The organism is Paraplanobispora siamensis (assembly GCF_016863175.1).
GTDB lineage: Bacteria > Actinomycetota > Actinomycetes > Streptosporangiales > Streptosporangiaceae > Planobispora > Planobispora siamensis.
On sequence record NZ_BOOJ01000043.1, the window covers coordinates 86,738 to 102,929 of the forward strand.

Annotated in this window: 15 protein-coding genes; 5 read left to right on the forward strand and 10 right to left on the reverse strand. The window is 73.2% G+C overall.

All coding sequences use genetic code 11. The features are described 5' to 3' along the window. Window positions 1–23 precede the first annotated feature (23 nt). The 7 genes from lipA to Psi01_RS25905 all read right to left on the reverse strand — a co-directional run bounded on the left by lipA (window position 24) and on the right by Psi01_RS25905 (window position 8,175). Window positions 24–953, reverse strand: a complete 930-nt coding sequence (gene lipA, locus Psi01_RS25875) for a lipoyl synthase (protein ID WP_204066704.1) — start codon at window positions 951–953, stop codon at window positions 24–26. Window positions 954–1,113: 160 nt separating this feature from the next. Beyond that, window positions 1,114–1,791, reverse strand: a complete 678-nt coding sequence (lipB, locus tag Psi01_RS25880; RefSeq protein ID WP_204066705.1) for a lipoyl(octanoyl) transferase LipB — start codon at window positions 1,789–1,791, stop codon at window positions 1,114–1,116. 28 nt (window positions 1,792–1,819) lie between these two features. Then, window positions 1,820–2,557, reverse strand: a complete 738-nt coding sequence (locus Psi01_RS25885) for a Type 1 glutamine amidotransferase-like domain-containing protein (RefSeq protein ID WP_204066706.1) — start codon at window positions 2,555–2,557, stop codon at window positions 1,820–1,822. 38 nt (window positions 2,558–2,595) lie between these two features. Next, the gene (locus Psi01_RS25890) at window positions 2,596–3,489 is read right to left on the reverse strand and encodes a TIGR01777 family oxidoreductase (RefSeq protein WP_204066707.1); all 894 of its coding nucleotides are present in this window, start codon (window positions 3,487–3,489) and stop codon (window positions 2,596–2,598) included. Window positions 3,490–3,627: 138 nt separating this feature from the next. Continuing rightward, window positions 3,628–5,112, reverse strand: coding sequence for a 2-oxoglutarate dehydrogenase, E2 component, dihydrolipoamide succinyltransferase (gene sucB, locus Psi01_RS25895; protein ID WP_204066708.1), 1,485 nt, complete (start codon window positions 5,110–5,112; stop codon window positions 3,628–3,630). Between the two features lie 36 nt (window positions 5,113–5,148). Further along, window positions 5,149–6,528, reverse strand: a complete 1,380-nt coding sequence (lpdA, locus tag Psi01_RS25900; protein WP_204066709.1) for a dihydrolipoyl dehydrogenase — start codon at window positions 6,526–6,528, stop codon at window positions 5,149–5,151. Window positions 6,529–6,687: 159 nt separating this feature from the next. Continuing rightward, window positions 6,688–8,175 carry a leucyl aminopeptidase gene (locus Psi01_RS25905; protein ID WP_204066710.1) on the reverse strand — a complete coding sequence of 496 codons (1,488 nt, stop codon included), beginning with the start codon at window positions 8,173–8,175 and terminating at the stop codon, window positions 6,688–6,690. Window positions 8,176–8,303: 128 nt separating this feature from the next. Between Psi01_RS25905 and Psi01_RS25910 the strand changes: the two genes are divergently transcribed. The 3 genes from Psi01_RS25910 (at window position 8,304) to Psi01_RS25920 (ending at window position 10,904) form a co-directional block, all read left to right on the forward strand. Continuing rightward, window positions 8,304–8,651, forward strand: coding sequence for a GntR family transcriptional regulator (locus Psi01_RS25910; protein WP_204066711.1), 348 nt, complete (start codon window positions 8,304–8,306; stop codon window positions 8,649–8,651). 63 nt (window positions 8,652–8,714) lie between these two features. Further along, entirely contained in the window at window positions 8,715–9,767 is a 1,053-nt protein-coding gene (locus tag Psi01_RS25915) for a hypothetical protein (RefSeq protein ID WP_204066712.1), read from the forward strand. Window positions 9,768–9,983: 216 nt separating this feature from the next. After that, the gene (locus tag Psi01_RS25920; RefSeq protein ID WP_204066713.1) at window positions 9,984–10,904 is read left to right on the forward strand and encodes a CPBP family intramembrane glutamic endopeptidase; all 921 of its coding nucleotides are present in this window, start codon (window positions 9,984–9,986) and stop codon (window positions 10,902–10,904) included. Between the two features lie 24 nt (window positions 10,905–10,928). Here Psi01_RS25920 and Psi01_RS25925 read toward each other — a convergent pair whose 3' ends face one another. Together Psi01_RS25925 and Psi01_RS25930 are read right to left on the reverse strand one after the other, a co-directional pair. Further along, a complete protein-coding gene (locus Psi01_RS25925; protein ID WP_204066714.1) occupies window positions 10,929–11,939 on the reverse strand; it encodes an adenosylcobinamide-GDP ribazoletransferase in 1,011 nt (336 codons plus the stop codon). A 159-nt stretch (window positions 11,940–12,098) separates the two neighbouring features. Then, a complete protein-coding gene (locus tag Psi01_RS25930; protein WP_204066715.1) occupies window positions 12,099–13,085 on the reverse strand; it encodes a bifunctional adenosylcobinamide kinase/adenosylcobinamide-phosphate guanylyltransferase in 987 nt (328 codons plus the stop codon). A 223-nt stretch (window positions 13,086–13,308) separates the two neighbouring features. Between Psi01_RS25930 and Psi01_RS25935 the strand changes: the two genes are divergently transcribed. Further along, window positions 13,309–13,515, forward strand: coding sequence for a hypothetical protein (locus tag Psi01_RS25935; protein WP_204066716.1), 207 nt, complete (start codon window positions 13,309–13,311; stop codon window positions 13,513–13,515). Between the two features lie 177 nt (window positions 13,516–13,692). Here Psi01_RS25935 and Psi01_RS25940 read toward each other — a convergent pair whose 3' ends face one another. Beyond that, window positions 13,693–14,691 carry an aldo/keto reductase family protein gene (locus Psi01_RS25940; protein ID WP_204066717.1) on the reverse strand — a complete coding sequence of 333 codons (999 nt, stop codon included), beginning with the start codon at window positions 14,689–14,691 and terminating at the stop codon, window positions 13,693–13,695. A 55-nt stretch (window positions 14,692–14,746) separates the two neighbouring features. On the opposite strand from Psi01_RS25940, the gene Psi01_RS25945 reads away from it, so the two are divergent. Further along, the gene (locus Psi01_RS25945; RefSeq protein WP_204066718.1) at window positions 14,747–16,033 is read left to right on the forward strand and encodes an SMI1/KNR4 family protein; all 1,287 of its coding nucleotides are present in this window, start codon (window positions 14,747–14,749) and stop codon (window positions 16,031–16,033) included. The last annotated feature ends 159 nt before the right edge of the window (window positions 16,034–16,192 follow it).

Sequence of the window (16,192 nt, forward strand, 5' to 3'; positions counted from 1 at the left end):
GGCGGCGTTCGGTCCGGCGGCGCCTAGGCGTGCTGGCGGGCCTCGATGGCCTGCTTGTACAGGCGGCCGGCCCGGTAGGAGGAGCGGACCAGCGGGCCGGACATGACCCCGGCGAAGCCGATCGCCTCGGCGTCCTTCTGGAACTGCACGAACTCCTCGGGCTTGACCCAGCGCGTCACCGGGTGGTGGCGCGGGGTGGGCCGGAGGTACTGCGTGACGGTCAGCAGGTCGCACCCGGCCTCGTGCAGGTCGCGCATGGCCTGGACGACCTCCTCCGGCTCCTCGCCCATGCCCAGGATCAGGTTGGACTTGGTCACCAGCCCGGCCCGGCGGGCCTTGGTGATCACTTCCAGGGAGCGCTCGTAACGGAAGGCCGGGCGGATGCGCTTGAAGATCCGCGGCACGGTCTCGATGTTGTGCGCGAACACCTCGGGCCGGGCGGAGAAGACCTCCTCCAGCTGCGCGTCGTCGCCGTTGAAGTCGGGGACCAGCAGTTCGACGCCGCAGCCGGGCAGCAGGGCGTGGATCTGCCGGGCGGTCTCGGCGTACAGCCACGCGCCGCCGTCGGGCAGGTCGTCACGGGCGACGCCGGTCACCGTGGCGTAGTTGAGGCCCATCTGGCGGACCGACTCGGCCACGCGGCGCGGCTCGTCGGTGTCGTACTCCTTGGGCTTGCCGGTGTCGATCTGGCAGAAGTCACAGCGCCGGGTGCACTGGTCTCCGCCGATGAGGAAGGTCGCCTCGCGGTCCTCCCAGCACTCGGAGATGTTGGGGCAGCCGGCCTCCTGGCAGACGGTGTGCAGACCCTCGCGCTTGACCAGCGCCCGCAGCTCGGTGTGGTTGGGGCCGGTGCGGAACCGGGTCTTGATCCACTCGGGCTTCTTCTCGATGGGGGTCTCGGCGTTGCGAACCTCCAGGCGGAGGAGCTTGCGGCCGTCCGGGGAAACGGTCATGCTTCCTCCTTCGCCGGTCGCACGACCAGGGTGTTGTGGTGCCGGTCGGTTCGCTCGCTGCGCTCGCTCACGTGTATCACCCTACGCTTTGCGGAACCTGGGATCGCCAGGGGGTCACCGGATTATCCTACGTCTCCGCCGAGCCTCGGCACGCCCCGGGTCAGCGCCGGAAGAGGTCCTCCTCCGGCAGGTCGTAGGCCTGCATGCCGAGCGCCTCGGCCAGGCGCTTCTCGGCGTAGGGCATGACGTCGTCGACCACGATCCGGCGGCCGGTCTCGGCCGACAGCGAGGAGACCCCGGCGCCGCTGATCCCGCAGGGGTCGATCCGGTTGTACCAGCTCGGGTCGTTGACGCAGTTGAGGGAGTAACCGTGCATGGTGACGCCCCGGGTGACGCGGATGCCGATCGCGCCCACCTGCCGGTCGGGCAGGCCGTGGGAGGCGTCGCCCGGCGCCCACACCCCGCTGAGGCCCTCGACCCGGCGCGCCTGCACCCCGAAGTCGGAGCAGACCTGGATGAGGACCTCCTCCAGCAGCCGGACGTAGGCGACGACGTCCAGCCGCTCGCCCAGCCGGATGATGGGATAGCCGACGAGCTGGCCGGGGCCGTGCCAGGTGATCCGGCCACCCCGGTCGACGTCGATGACCGGGGTGCCGTCGGAGGGCCGCTCGTGCGCGGCCGTACGTCTGCCGGCGGTGTAGACCGGGGCGTGCTCGAGCATCAGGCAGGTGTCGGGCGCCTCTCCGGCCGCCCTCCGGGCGTGGATCTGCCGCTGGAGGTCCCACGCCTGCTCATAGGGGACATCGACGCCAAGTCGGACGATCGCCAGCTCGCTCACGGACAAAGACTAGTTGACCCGCTCGCCGTCACGACATGAGAAGCCTGGGCTCGATGCGGAACTCCTTGACCCCGCCGGCCCCGTCGTGCTCGACCCTGTAGGCGTAGCCGCCGGGGCTCACGCTGACGGCCTGGATGAAGTCGGTGCCCACGTAGTGCAGGGCGACGCCCTCGTCGGCGGCGTAGCCCGGGGGAAGCTCGCCCGAGGCCACCGAGGCGTGCAGCAGCTCGCGGCGCTGGGGGTCGGAGTCGTAGTGCACGCCGCAGGAGTAGGGCAGCATGGCCAGGCCCTCCGCCCACGGCTGCAGCCTCGGCCCGAAGGAGTCGGTGTTGCCGCCCACGTGCCAGCACAGCGCGCCCGCGCTCTGCCCGGCCAGCACCACACCCGCCCGCCAGGCCTCCTCGAAGACGTCGTCCAGGCCGTGCAGCCGCCACAGCGCCACGAGGTTGGCCACGCTGCCGCCGCTGACGTAGATCATGTCCTGGCTCAGGACCCACTCGCGCGGGTCCTCCACGTTGGGCATCGGGAAAACGGTCAGGTGGCTGACCTCGACGTCCCAGTCGCGGAACGCCCCGTACATCTTCAGCAGCCACTCCGAGTCGTCACCCGTCGCGGTGGCCAGCAGCCCCAGTCGCGGGCGGTCCTGGCCGGTCAGGTCGAGACCGTAGCGCAGCAGGGCGCTGGCCTCGATGAACCCGTAACGGGCCGACGGGCGGAACGAGCCGCCGCCGATCGCGAGGATGTGGGACTGACCTGACCGGCTCATGCGTGATCTCCTGATGACTCTCCGTACGAACTGCGCCCCTAGAGTACGGCGAAGAGTGCGTCGTTGAGGTGGTTATGCCGGAACGCGTAGCCCGTCCCCACCAGGCGCCGGGGTATCACGCGCTGCCCGGCCAGAACGCCCTCCTGCGCGAACTCCCCGACCGCGGCGCGCAGCACCGGTCCGGGAACGGCCAGCGGCATCGTGGGCCGGTGCACGGCCCGGCCCAGGGCCTTGGTGAACTCGGCGTTGGTCACCGGCTCCGGCGCGGTCAGGTTCACCGGGCCCTCGACATCCCCGGTTCGCAGGAGGTGCCGTACGGCCTCCACCCAGTCGTCGACGGAGATCCACGACCAGTACTGCCCGCCCGAGCCCAGCGGCGCGCCCAGGCCGAGCTTGAAGATCGGCAGGATCCGGGGCAGCATGCCGCCCTCGCGGCTCAGCACCAGCCCGGTGCGCAGCAGCACCGTCCGGACGCCCGCCGCGGCGGCGACCTCCGCCTCGGCCTCCCACGCCCGGACCACCTCGGCCAGGAAGCCCTCGCCGGAGGGACTCGACTCGTCCACCTCGCGGTCGCCGGTGTCGCCGTAGTAGCCGATCGCGGACCCGGACAGGAACACCCCCGGCGGGGCCGACAGCTTCGCCAGCGCCGCGGCCAGCGTCCGGGTGCCCTCCACGCGGCTGCGCATCACCTCGCGCTTGTGCTCCTCGGTCCAGCGGCGGTCGCCGATGCCCGCGCCGGCGAGGTGGATCACCGCCTGCGCGCCCTCCAGGGCGGCCGGGTCGATGAGCCCCTTGGCCGGGTTCCAGAACGACTCGTCGCCGCCCTGCGGCGCCCGCCGCACCAGTCTGACCACCCGGGAGCCGTCAGCCCGCAACGCGCTGACCAGGGCCGAACCGAGCAGCCCCGAGGACCCCGTCACGATGATCGTCATGTTCTCCAATGTAACCGACCTCCTCCCTCCCCTTCGGGAGGCGGGGTGCGCCGGTTGCCCGCCGCCGGGCCGGTCGCCCGGGAACGGGACGGGCCGGTCCGCGGGATGCGGACCGGCCCGTGGGCGTCGAGCGGAAGGCTAGGCGTTGAGGCCCAGCTGGTTCTCGAAGCGGCCCTCCTCCAGGCGGCGCTTGATCGTCACCAGGAAGCGGGCGGCGTCGGCGCCGTCGACCAGGCGGTGGTCGTAGCTGAGCGCGAGGTACACCATCGAGCGCACGGCGATGACCTCGCCCTCGGGGGTGTCCACGACGACCGGGCGCTTGACGACCGCGCCGGTGCCCAGCATGCCGACCTGCGGCTGGTTGAGGATCGGCGTGTCGAACAGCGCGCCGCGGCTGCCGGTGTTGGTCAGCGTGAACGTGCCGCCGGTGATCTCGTCCGGGCTCACCTTGTTGGCCCGGGTGCGCTCGGCCAGGTCGGCGATCTTACGGGCGAGACCGGCGATGTTGAGGTCGCCGGCGTTCTTGATGACCGGGACGAGCAGACCGCGCTCGGTGTCCGTCGCGAAGCCGAGGTGCTCGGCGTCGAAGTAGGTCACCTCGTTGGTCTCGCTGTTGATCGTGGCGTTCAGCTTCGGGTGCTGCTTGAGCGCCTCGACGGTGGCCAGGGCGAAGAACGGCATGAACGAGAGCTTGACGCCCTCGCGCCGCTGGAACTCGGCCTTCGCCCGGTCGCGCAGCCGCGCGATCTTGGTGACGTCGACCTCGACCACGGTGGTGAGCTGGGCCGAGACCTGCAGCGACTCGACCATGCGCTTGGCGATGGTCTGCCGCAGGCGGGACATCTTCTCGGTACGGCCGCGCAGGGTGGTGTCCACCTCGACCGGCTCGGGAGCCTGGGCGGCGGCGGGCTGCGCCGGGGCGGCGGCCTGCGGGGCCGGAGCCGGGGCGGCCTGCGGGGCCGGGGCGGCGGCCCGCTCGCGCTGGGCGCGCGCGGCCTCCAGCACGTCCTGCTTGCGGATGCGGCCGCCGACGCCGGTGCCGTTCAGGCTGTCGAGGTCCACGTTGTGCTCGCTGGCGAGCTTGCGGACCAGCGGCGTGACGTACGGGCTCTCACCGGAGGACGGCGCGGGAGCCGGAGCGGGGGCCGCCGGCTGGGCCGGAGCCTGCGGGGCCGGAGCCGGGGCCTGGGGAGCCGGAGCGGCCTGCGGGGCCGGGGCGGGCTGCGGCGCGGGAGCCGGGGCCTGCGGGGCCGGGGCCTGCTGCGGGGCGGGCTGCGGGATCGAGGAGATCGGCGCCTGCGGGGCCGGGGCCGGCTCCGGCTCGGGCTGCGGAGCGGCCTGCGGGGCCGGCGCGGGCTCGGCCGGGGCGGCGGCGCCCTCGGTGGCGTTCTCGTCGATCAGAGCCAGCTCGGTGCCGACCTCGACGGTCTCGTCCTCGGCGACAATGATCTTCGTGAGGACGCCCGCCGCCGGGGACGGGATCTCCGTGTCGACCTTGTCGGTGGAGACCTCCAGGAGCGGCTCGTCGGCCTCGACGCGCTCGCCCTCCTTCTTCAGCCAGCGGGTGACGGTGCCCTCGGTGACGCTCTCGCCGAGCTGGGGCATCTGTACGGACTTCGGCATGGTGTCTTCTCTCGCGCTTTCGAGTGAGGGCTTCGGCTAGTTGTGGACGTGCAGCGGCTTGCCGGCCAGGACGAGCATCGCCTCGCCGACGGCCTCGGACTGGGTCGGGTGGGCGTGGATGAGCTGGGCGACCTCGGAGGGCAGGGCCTCCCAGTTGTAGATCAGCTGGCCCTCGGTGACGAGCTCGCCGATGCGGCGGCCCACCATGTGCACGCCGAGCACCGGGCCGTTCTTCTGGGCGATGACCTTGACCGCGCCCTGGGTGCCGAGGATCTGGCTCCTGGGGTTGCCCGCCAGGTCGTAGGTCGCCTCCACGATCTCGTAGCCGCGCTCCTGGGCCTGGGCCGAGGTGATGCCGACCGAGGCGACCTCCGGGTCGGAGTAGGTGATGCGCGGGATGCCGTCGTAGTCGATCGCGGGCGGGTTGAGGCCGGCGATGTGCTCGGCCACCAGGATGCCCTCGGCGAAGCCGGCGTGCGCCAGCTGCAGGGTCGGGATGAGGTCGCCGACCGCGTAGACGCCCGGGACGCTGGTCTGGCAGTGCTCGTTCACCACGACGGTGCCGCGCTCGATCGCGATGCCCGCCTCCTCGAAGCCCATGCCGGCGGAGACGGCGCCGCGGCCGACGGCCACCAGCAGCAGCTCGGCGTCGATGGTCTTGCCGTTGGCGAGAGTGACGACCACGCCGTTGTCGGTGGTCTTGACGCCCTCGAAGAAGACGCCCAGCTCCTGCTTGATGCCGCGGCGGCGGAAGGCCCGCTCCAGCAGCTTGGAGCTGGACTCCTCCTCCAGCGGGAGCAGGTGGGGCAGGGCCTCGACGATGGTCACCTCGGCGCCGAAGGAACGCCAGACGCTGGCGAACTCCACGCCGATGACGCCGCCGCCGAGCACGACCACCGAGGACGGCACGCGGTCCAGCTTGAGCGCGTGCTCGCTGGTGATGATCCGCTCACCGTCGATCTCCAGGCCGGGCAGCGACTTGGGCGCCGAGCCCGTGGCCAGCACGATGTTGCGGCCCTCGTAGATCGTGTCGCCCACGGCGACGCGGTTCGGGCCCGCGAGACGGCCCTCACCCTCGATGATCGTGATGCCCTTGCTCTTGAGGAGGCCCTGCACGCCCTTCCAGGCGCGAGTGACGATCTTGTCCTTGAACGCGTGGACGGCGGGGACGTCGATGCCCTCGAAACGCGCCTTGACGCCGTAGGTCGCGCCCTCCCGGGTCTCGTCGGCGACCTCCGCCGAGTGCAGGAGGGCCTTGGTGGGGATGCATCCCCGGTGCAGGCACGTACCGCCGATCTTGTCCTTCTCGATCAGGGCGACCGTCTTGCCCAGTTCCGCCGCCCGGAGGGCACAGGCGTAGCCGCCGCTGCCCCCGCCCAGGATGACGATGTCGTAGGGGCCGCTGCCATCAGCCACAGGAATGCTCCTTGTCGGATTGGTATGCCACCGAGGTCTCGCTGTCGGCCCGGCCCCGGCAACCGCATCTTTTCACTTGTCCGCGCCACTCGTGCCCCGCTGCGCGGGGCGGATGCGGGCCCCGTCCGCCCCGCCGGGAAGCGGGGCGGACGGGAGCGCTCAGCCCGCGTAACGCTCGGCGATGCCGACGAGGGTCCGGGTGATCGCACCCGTCCCGCCCTTCGGCGTGTAGCCGTGCGGTTCGCCCTTGTTGAAGGCGGGTCCGGCCATGTCGATGTGCGCCCACTTGACGCCGTCCGGCACGAACTCCCGCAGGAAGATGCCCGCGGTGAGCATGCCGCCGAAGCGCTCGGGGTGCAGGTTGGCGATGTCGGCGACGGGGGAGTCGAGGCCCTTGCGCAGCTCCTCCGGCAGGGGCATGCCCCAGGCGGCCTCGCCCTGCTCGCCCGCCACCGCGACGACCTCCTCGCGCAGCGCGTCGTCGTTGGCCATGACGCCCGCCGTACGCCAGCCGAGCGCGACGATCTGCGCGCCGGTGAGCGTGGCGATGTCGACGATCAGGTCGGGGTCGTCCTGGCCCGCCCTGGCGATGCCGTCGATCAGGACCAGGCGGCCCTCGGCGTCGGTGTCGAGCACCTCCACGGTCTTGCCCGCGAAGCTGGTGAACACGTCGGAGGGGCGCTGGGCGGTGCCGCTGGGCATGTTCTCCGCCAGGCAGAGGTAGCCGACCGCGTTGACCTTCAGGCCCAGCCTGGCGATCGCGACGAGCGCGCCGAAGACGGCGCCCGCGCCGCCCATGTCCGACTTCATCCAGTCCATGGAGGCGGTCGGCTTGAGCGACAGGCCGCCCGAGTCGAAGGTGATGCCCTTGCCGACGAAGGCGACGGTCTTGGCCGCCTCCGGGTGGCTGTAGGCCAGGCGGACCAGGCGCGGCGGGTTGACCGAGCCCTGGCCGACGGCCACGATGCCGCCGTAACCGCCCTCCTTGAGGGCCGTCTCGTCGAGGACCTCGACCGACAGCCCGACCTCGGTGCCGGTCTGCTCGGCGATCTCGGCGAAGCGGGACGGCCACAGGTCCGACGGCGGGGTGTTGACGAGGTCGCGGACCAGGGAGACGGAGGCCGCGACGGTGGAGGCGCGCTCGACGGCCGCCTCGGCGCCGTCGGCCCCGCTCAGCACGGTCAGCTCGGACACCGGGGTGACCTGCTGCTCGCCGGTCCGGTATTTGGTGAAGGAGTAGGCGCCGAGCAGCCCGCCCAGGGCCAGGGCGCCGGCCTGCTCCGCGGAGGCGGCGGGCAGGGCGAGCGCCACGCGGGCGGTCCCGGCCAGGGCGCGGGTCGCGACGCCCGCGGCGCGCCGGAGGGCCTCGGCGTCGTAGCCGCCCTCGGGGGCGTCGCCGAGACCGACGACGACGAGGAGCGGAGCGGTGAGGGCGCCGAAGGTCGGGACCTTGGCGATCTCGCCGGGCTTGCCCTTGACGCCCACTGCGTCGAGGGTCGCGGCCAGTCTGCCGCCGAGCGCCTCATCGAGCCCCTCGGCGCCGGGGGCGGCACGCAGGCCTTCCGGGCCGGTGTGGATCCCGACGACCAGCGCATCGGTGTCGAAAGAGACGACGTTGTCACTTGGGTTCAGCCGCACAGTGGTCACGTAAGGAGATGCTAGTCCTCGCCGCCTCGTATACGGAAACGCGGGTTCATCCTACCTATCGGTAGTCTTCGGAATGGTGCTAACCGGATTGGCTCCATTTTCTCGATGGTGCTATTGTCGATAGCACCATGTTGCTCACTCTGGATCTGAACGATCCCCGCCCGCTGCACGAACAGGTGGCCGGGGCGATCCGCCGCGCCATCGCCGACGGGTCCTACGTGCCGGGGGACCGCCTGCCGCCCGCCCGTGATCTGGCGGGCGCGCTCGGCATCAACGCCAACACGGTGCTGCGCGCGCTGCGCGACCTGCGCGACGAGGGCCTGCTGGAGTTCCGCCGCGGTCGCGGCGTCAGCGTGCTCGGCCGTCCCGACGCCCACGCGGTGCTGGTGGAGGCGGCGCGCGAACTGCTCGCCGAGGCCGACCGGTACGGCTACGGCCCGGAAGAAGTGATCCACATCATCAGGGAGCTCTCATGACCACGCCCATCCACGCTTCCGGCTAGAACGCCCCCACCCCTCGAACGGGAGAAAAGAGGAAACATGCGCGCCTCCTCCACCGGCCGGAACATTCCGGCGCCGTCCCCGCCCGCGGACGGGCCGGTCCCCTCGCGGGGCCCCGCGATCGCGGTCGCCGCCGTCTGGGGCTCGCTCGTCACCGCGGTCATGGTCGCGGTGCCGCTGGCGCTCCGCGACCGCCTGCCCGACCCGATGGCGACGCACTGGAGCGGGGGGTCGGTCCCCGACGACAGCAAGTCCTTCACCGTCAACCTCGTCGTCGACCTGACGCTGTGGGGAGTGGTCTGGATCGTCCTGCTCGCCGCCGCGCTGCACGGTGCGGGCCTGCGCACCCGGATCATCCGGATCAACTGGTGGGCGTTCCTGTTCGGCTGGGCCGTGTTCGCCCTCGGCGTCCAGGGCTCCACCCTCTACGCCAACCTCGACGCCGCGACCTGGCGGGAGGCGGAGCTGCCGCCGTGGATGATCTTCGCCGTGCTCCTCGCGGGCTTCGCGGTGGGAGCGCTCGCCGGATATCTCGGCCGGGGGGCGCCCGACCCCGCCACCGGACGCCCGGCGGGGCCGCCGCCGGCCCTCCGGCTGAGGCCGGGGCGGCACACGGTCTGGGTGAGCCGCGTCTCCAACCGCTGGCTGACCTCACTGGCCGTCGCGGCCCTGGTGGCGGCGCTGGTCGTCGCCGGGCTCATCATGGTGGGCGTGGCCGACACCCCCGCCGCCTGGTCCTTCCTCGCCGCCGCCGTCCCCATCGCACTGCTCGGCGTCGCCACGGCCACCGTCCGTGTCACGGTCGACCCCCGCGGCCTCCGCGTCGGCCTCGGCCCCTGGGGATGGCCCGCGCGCCGTACCCGCGTCGAGTCGATCGAGTCGGCCTGGGCCGAGCGGCGGACACCGGGCGAGGTCGGCGGCTGGGGGATCCGCGGCATCCCCGGCACCGGGCGGGTCACCCTCATGCTGCGCGCCGGTGACCATCTGGTCGTCCGCCGGACCGGGGGAGGGGAGTTCGCGGTCTCCGCCGACGACGCCGAACGCGGCGCCGCCCTGCTGAACGCATACATCGCCGAGGCCTCCCGCTCCTGAACGCCCGCATCGCCGGGACCGGCGACTCCTGCGCGCCGAGACCGCCGAGATCACCAGCTGAGATCGCCGAGAGCACCGGCTCCTGATCCGCCGCCTCTCCGCCCGCCGCCTCCCTTCCCCCCTCCCTTCCCCCGCCTCCCTTCCCCCGCCTCCCTTCCCGGGCTGCCCCGTCCCGGCCGGGAGGCCGTCTCCCCATGCCCGAAGAAAGGTGCCGTCGTGCCACGCCGTTACCCGGACCTGTGGTTGTTCCTGCTCGTCGCGTTCGGCCTGTCCTGGCTGCTCGCGCTGCCCCTCTGGGCAGGGGAGGTCGCCTTCGGCTCCCCGCCCGCCGCCGCGATCAGCGTGGCGATCATGTTCACCCCGGCGCTCGGCGTCCTGGCCGTCTGGCTGTACGGCAGGCGGCGCGGGCTCCCCGGCACGACCCGGCGCGAGTGGGCCGGGCGGACCGGTCTGACCCTGGGGGAGAGCAGGAAACGCACGATCGCCCTCTTCGCGCTCGCCTGGTTCGGCACCCCGCTGCTGACGGTCGCGGCGATCGCGCTCAGCGCCGCCCTCGGACTGCTCACGCTGGACCTCGACGGGCTCAGCCTGTACCGCCGGACTCTCACGCAGGCCGCCTCCGGACAGGGAGTCCCCGACCCGGCGGTCCTGGCCGCGGTACAGGTCGTCTCGGCGGTGACGGTCGCCCCGCTGATCAACTCGATCGCCGCGTTCGGCGAGGAGTGGGGCTGGCGGGGCTGGCTGCTGCCGCGCCTGATGCCGCTGGGCACCGCGCGGGCGCTGCTGCTGTCGGGGATGATCTGGGGCGCCTGGCACGCCCCGCTGACCCTGCGCGGCTACAACTACCCCGAGCTCGGGGCCTGGGCCGCGCCGATGTTCGTCGTCTTCTGCGTCGCCTACGGGGCGCTGCTCGGCTGGTTCCGGCTCCGCACCGGCAGCGTCTGGCCCGCGGTCGTCGGCCACGGCGCGCTGAACGCCTCGGCGGGCCTGACCCTGCTGCTGGGCGACGCCTCCGCCCCGCCGAACCTCGCGGTCGCCGGGATCACCGGCCTGGCCGGCTCGGCCCTGCTGGCGGTGATCTCCGCGGCGCTGTTCGCCCGCCGGCCGGTACGGCCGTCCGCCCCGGTCACCGCCTGACCCGGGAGGTCCCGGGGCGGTCGGTCACCACACCGCCGCGCAGACCACCAGCGCGGCGGCGGTGGCGGTCTCGACGAGCGCGCCGAGCACGTCCCCGGTGATCCCGCCCAGCCGCCGCACCGCCCTGCGCCGCAGCGACCAGGCCGCCAGCAGGCCCGCGGCCACCGCCGCCGCGGGCAGGACGCCGAGAAGGAGGAACGCTGTCCAGGACGGGCCGGTGACGGTGACCCCCGCGACGGAGACCTCCAGCGCGTCCGCGTAGGCCGTGCTCATCCCCACCCCCTTCAGCGGCTCGTAGGAGCCCTCGTAGAGGATTTCGCCGGGATCCAGCGCGGTGTACTCCGCGTAGCGGCGCTCGAAGCCGTCGACGGCGGAGGACAGGCCGAGGGTCCCCATGCAGAACGTGAACGTCAGAGCGGTCACGCTCGCGAGCGAGAGCACGGTGGCGGCCAGCGCGGGGCCGCGCCGTACGGTTCCCGCCACCATGGAGCCGAGCCCGCCGGGCCGGGCGGCGGGCACGTGCTCGCGGCAGGCCCAGGTGAGCGCCAGCCGTCCGGCGACGCAGGCCGTCACCAGCGCGGGCGGCCCGATCCCCACCGTCGCCGCCTCGGTCAGCGTCGCCACCTGGACCAGCAGTGTGAGGACGAGCGTCACCACGCCGAACGGGCCGATGTCGGAGCGCTTCATGATGTCCAGGGCCCGGTCCGCGGGCTTGCCGCTGCCCAGCCCGTCGGCCAGGTCGGCCAGCCCGTCCAGGTGCAGCGCCCGCGTGAGCAGCGCGAGGGTGCCCACGGCCAGCACCGAGGCGAGCAGCGGGGAGATCCCCAGCCACAGCGCGGCCACCAGCACGGCCGCGGCGGCCACCCCGAGCGCCGCCCCCACCAGCGGGGCGAGCACCATCGCCCGCCCCCCGGCCCGGCGGTCCACCACGCCCGGCCGTACCGGGAAGACACTCAGCGTGCCGACCGCCAGCCGGAACCCGTCGGCGAGCGTGGACGGCCGCTCGGGGACCTCCGGGGGCGGTGTGTCGGGCACAAGCGGTGATCGTAGCGCCGGTCCCGTGGGGGAAGGCGGGCAGGTACGGGGGCGCGCCGAGGAGGGAGCGGCCGCCGGGGGCCTGACGGGGTCAGGCGGGGAGGGCGACGGCCGGGGGCGGGGTCAGGCCGGCAAGGGTGCAGGCGGCCCGGGGCGGGGTCAGATCGGGAGGGGGAGGAGGCGGCCGGCGACGACCAGGGCGACGTCCTCGGACTCGGCGGCCAGGCGCTGGTTCAGCCGGCCCAGGGCGTCGCGGAAGGCCCGGCCGCTGGAGGTGGCCGGGACCACGCCCAGGCCGACCTCGTCGGAGACGGCCACCACGCGCGAGCGTGTCTGCCGCCACGCGGCCACCAGCTCCTCGCAGCGGGACTCCACCCGCTCCCGGGCCGCCGCGCCGCCCTCCCACGCCCCGCACTCGTCGAAGACGGCGGTGATCCAGGTGCCGAGGCCGTCGATGAGCAGCGGCGTCCGCGTGGTCCGCAGCAACCCGGCCAGGTCGGTGGTCTCGGCCGTCTCCCAGTGGGCGGGGCGGCGCTCCCGGTGAGCGCGTACCCGCGCCAGCCACTCCGGGTCGTCCCCGCCGGACGGCCCGGTCGCCACGTAGACGACCCCGGGTTCGGCCAGCAGCCGCAGCTCCGCCTCGGCCGACTTGCCCGAGCGCGACCCGCCCAGCAGGAGCGTCCGGCGCGGCTGCGGGGGCCGGGCGGGCGCGGCCTCGCGGGTGTCGAGCACCGTGCCGTCGGGTACGGCGCGCGCCCCCCACAGCGCGAGCCTGCGCTCCAGCTCGGCCTCGGACGGCACCCGGTGGTCGATCCCCACGGCCACGACGACGGTGTCCTCCCCGGCCAGGCCCCGGCGGCGCAGCTCGCCCAGCCGTTCCGGCCGGTCCAGCACGTCGATCAGCACCAGGTCGCAGGGCCCGTCCCCCGCGGGGGCGTCCGCGGGGTCGAACCCCGCCGGGGCGTACAGCAGCCGGGTGCCGTCGGGGAGGACGACGGCGCCGCCGTCCGGCGGGATCGGCGTGCGGCCGTCGGCGACGGCAACGAAGGGCCGGCGGGGAGAGGGCCGGCGGGCGCAGGACGCGCAGCCGCACTCCGGGACGGGCCAGCCGAGCGGCCCGGCCGTCCCCTCGATCAGGACTTTCACCCCGCAAGGGTCGCACGCCCGGGACGGGGTCCCGGCCGCGCGGGGATCCACGGGCTGGACGGGATCGCCGCAGGGGAGGAGCGTGCGGAACCGGAGGACGCTGATGACCGGGAGAGGGGACGAGGGTGCGTGATCCCGGGGTCGGAGCTGGAAGATCCGGGGATAGTAGGGTTCGCTGAGCCGTCAAGGGCGACGGCGACAACCGGCGAGAGGGGCGTGTGGAATGACGTGGCGCTGGCGTTACGAGAACGCTGACGGTGGCGAGCTGGCCGGTGGGGCCCTGCCGGCCGACACGTTCCCGAACCAGGCCGACGCGGAGTCCTGGCTCGGTGAGAACTGGCGTCAGCTGCTGGAGGCCGGGGTGGAGCGGGTCAGCCTCCTGGAGGACGGCCGGCCGGAGTACGAGGGGATGTCGCTGCGCCCCGAGTGAGCCGGTCCGGCTCGTCGGCTCCGGCAACGACGGAAACGAGGGAAACGGCGGAAACGGCGGAGCCCCCGGATCTCTGGGCGAAGGGGAGATCCGGGGGCTCCGTGGCCGGCCGGGTCGTGCTCGGCGGACGCCACCCCGCCGCCGGCCGGGCGGCGTCCACCGGCCCCTACGAGTCCCCTACGGGCGCTTGGCGGGGCTGACGGTCTTGGCCGGGTCGCGCTCGACGATCGGGCCGAGCACGTCGTCGATCTTCTTCAGCACCTCGGCGTCCAGCTTCACACCGGCGGCCTTGACGTTGTCGCGGACCTGCTCCGGCTTGGTGGCGCCGATGATCGCGGAGGCCACGTTCGGGTTCTGCAGCACCCACGCCACGGCGAGCTGGGCCATGGTCAGGCCGAGGTCGGCGGCGATCGGCTTGAGCTCCTGGACGCGGGTGAGCACCTCGTCGGTGAGCATCCGGGAGATGAAGTTGCCGCCGGTGGGGTCGGTGGCCCGGGAGCCCGCGGGCGGAGGCTGGCCCGGCAGGTACTTGCCGGTGAGCACGCCCTGCGCGATCGGGGACCAGACGATCTGGCTCAGGCCCTCCTTCTCGCACAGGGGCACGACCTCGGACTCGATGACCCGCCACAGCATGGAGTACTGCGGCTGGTTGGAGACCAGGCGGTCGAAGCCCATCTCGTCGGCGATCTTCAGGGCCGCGGCGATCTGCTCGGCGTTCCACTCGCTGACGCCGACGTAGAGGACCTTGCCCTGCCGTACGAGGTCGTCGAAGGTCTTGAGGGTCTCCTCGAGAGGAGTCTCGACGTCGAAGCGGTGGGCCTGGTAGAGGTCGACGTAGTCGGTCTGCAGGCGGCGGAGCGAGCCGTGGATCGACTCGGTGATGTGCTTGCGGGACAGGCCGCGGTCGTTGGGACCGGAGCCGGTCGGCCAGTAGACCTTCGTGAAGATCTCCAGCGACTCGCGCCGCACGCCCTTCAGCGCGCGGCCGAGCACCTCCTCCGCGCGGGTGCCGGCGTAGACGTCGGCCGTGTCGAAGGTGGTGATCCCCTCGTCGAGCGCCGCCTTCACGCATTCCTTGGCGGCGTCCTCCTCGACCTGGGAGCCGTGCGTGATCCAGTTGCCGTAGCTGATCTCGCTGACCATGAGACCGCTGCGGCCAAGGTGACGGAATTCCATGCTCCGACCCTAGTAGGCGCCCTGCGGTGGATTGATTCGGGATACCCTGCCCGGCGTGCGGCGGTTGATCAGTTCTCGATGGGTACGGCTCGCGCTCGCGGCCGCCGCCACGGCGGCCGTCGTCGTGGCGGTGCTCCGGCTCCGGCGCCTCCCGGCGGCTCCTGAGGTCCGGAAGCCCCCGCGGGCCCCGCTCTCTCCGGAGGGAGCGGCGGGCTCCGTCGCCGTGTCCGACGCCGTGCCCGGGCGGGAGACGCCGGTCGGCGCAGGCCCGGCGGACCACACGGCGGACCGCGCACAGGGACGTCCCGCGCCCGAGGCGCCCGCGGCCCGAGACGAGGCGGTCCGCCGCCGCGTGGTCCGCTGGGGGTCGGTCGCGATCGCGCTCTGCGTGCTGATCTTCGCCACCCAGGCACTGGAGAGGGCGGTCTTCTCCCAGGGGACGGCGGCGGAGGATGTGCAGCCGGAACACCTCAGGGAGACTCCCATGTCCCTGGAGGAGCTGTGCGCCCAGTTCGGCGACAGGCCGATCGACAGAGGCACCGCCGAGCTGTGCGAGCGGGAGTGGGGGACGGCGGCGGTCTATGTGGGCGAGGCCCCGGACGGCCTCCCCGGCGAGGAGCCCCCGGTGCCCTCCGTGGAGGACTCCTCCGTCGGGATCTCCACCGGGGCCACCGGGGAGCCCACCGCCGCACCGTCCGCAGACTCCTCCGGCCCGGCGGCTGACGAGGACTGCCGGCCGGAGACGGCGACCCCGGCGGTGCGCGAGGTCGACCCCCGGGTGAGCCGGGCGGTGAACCGGCAGTGGCGGCGGATCGAGCAGTGGCTCAAGGCCAACGCGCCCAAGACCCACCGCACGCTCTCCCCGCCCGCCCGTGCCCGGACGATCGCGATCGCCGAGTCGCAGATGGGCCTGCGCTTCCCCGACGACCTGCGGGCCTCGCTCCTGCGGCACAACGGGAGCGTCTTCCGGAAGAGCTCCGGACTCACGATCTTCCTGTACGACGGCATGAACGTGCGCGACATCCGCGACGCCTGGCGGATGCTCTGCGGGATCGACACCGATGACTACGGTGATCCGCGTGGAGACTGGTGGGACGGGCGGATGATCCCGGTCGGCTCGGACGGGCTCGGCAACCACCTGGTGGTCGACTCGGTCCGGCGTGACGTCGGGGAGACCGACCACGAGGGGGTCATGGACTTCGAGCCCGGGGGCATCCGGATCCGCTCCTACTACGCGCTGCTGAGGATGACGGCCGACGCGCTGGAGAAGGGCGGGACCGTGGGTCACTGGAAGCCCGTAGTCAACGGGGACACGTTGAGCTGGGAGATCGTCGGGAACTGAGGCGGCCCGGCGCGGTCGTCCCCCGAAGAGGCTCGGGCATCCGAGAGCCTCGTCACGCGGAGGGCCCGGACACGCGGAAGCCCCGGACACGCGGAAGCCCCGGACACGCGGAAGCCCCGGACACGCGGAAGCCCCGGACACGCGGAAGCCCCGGACACG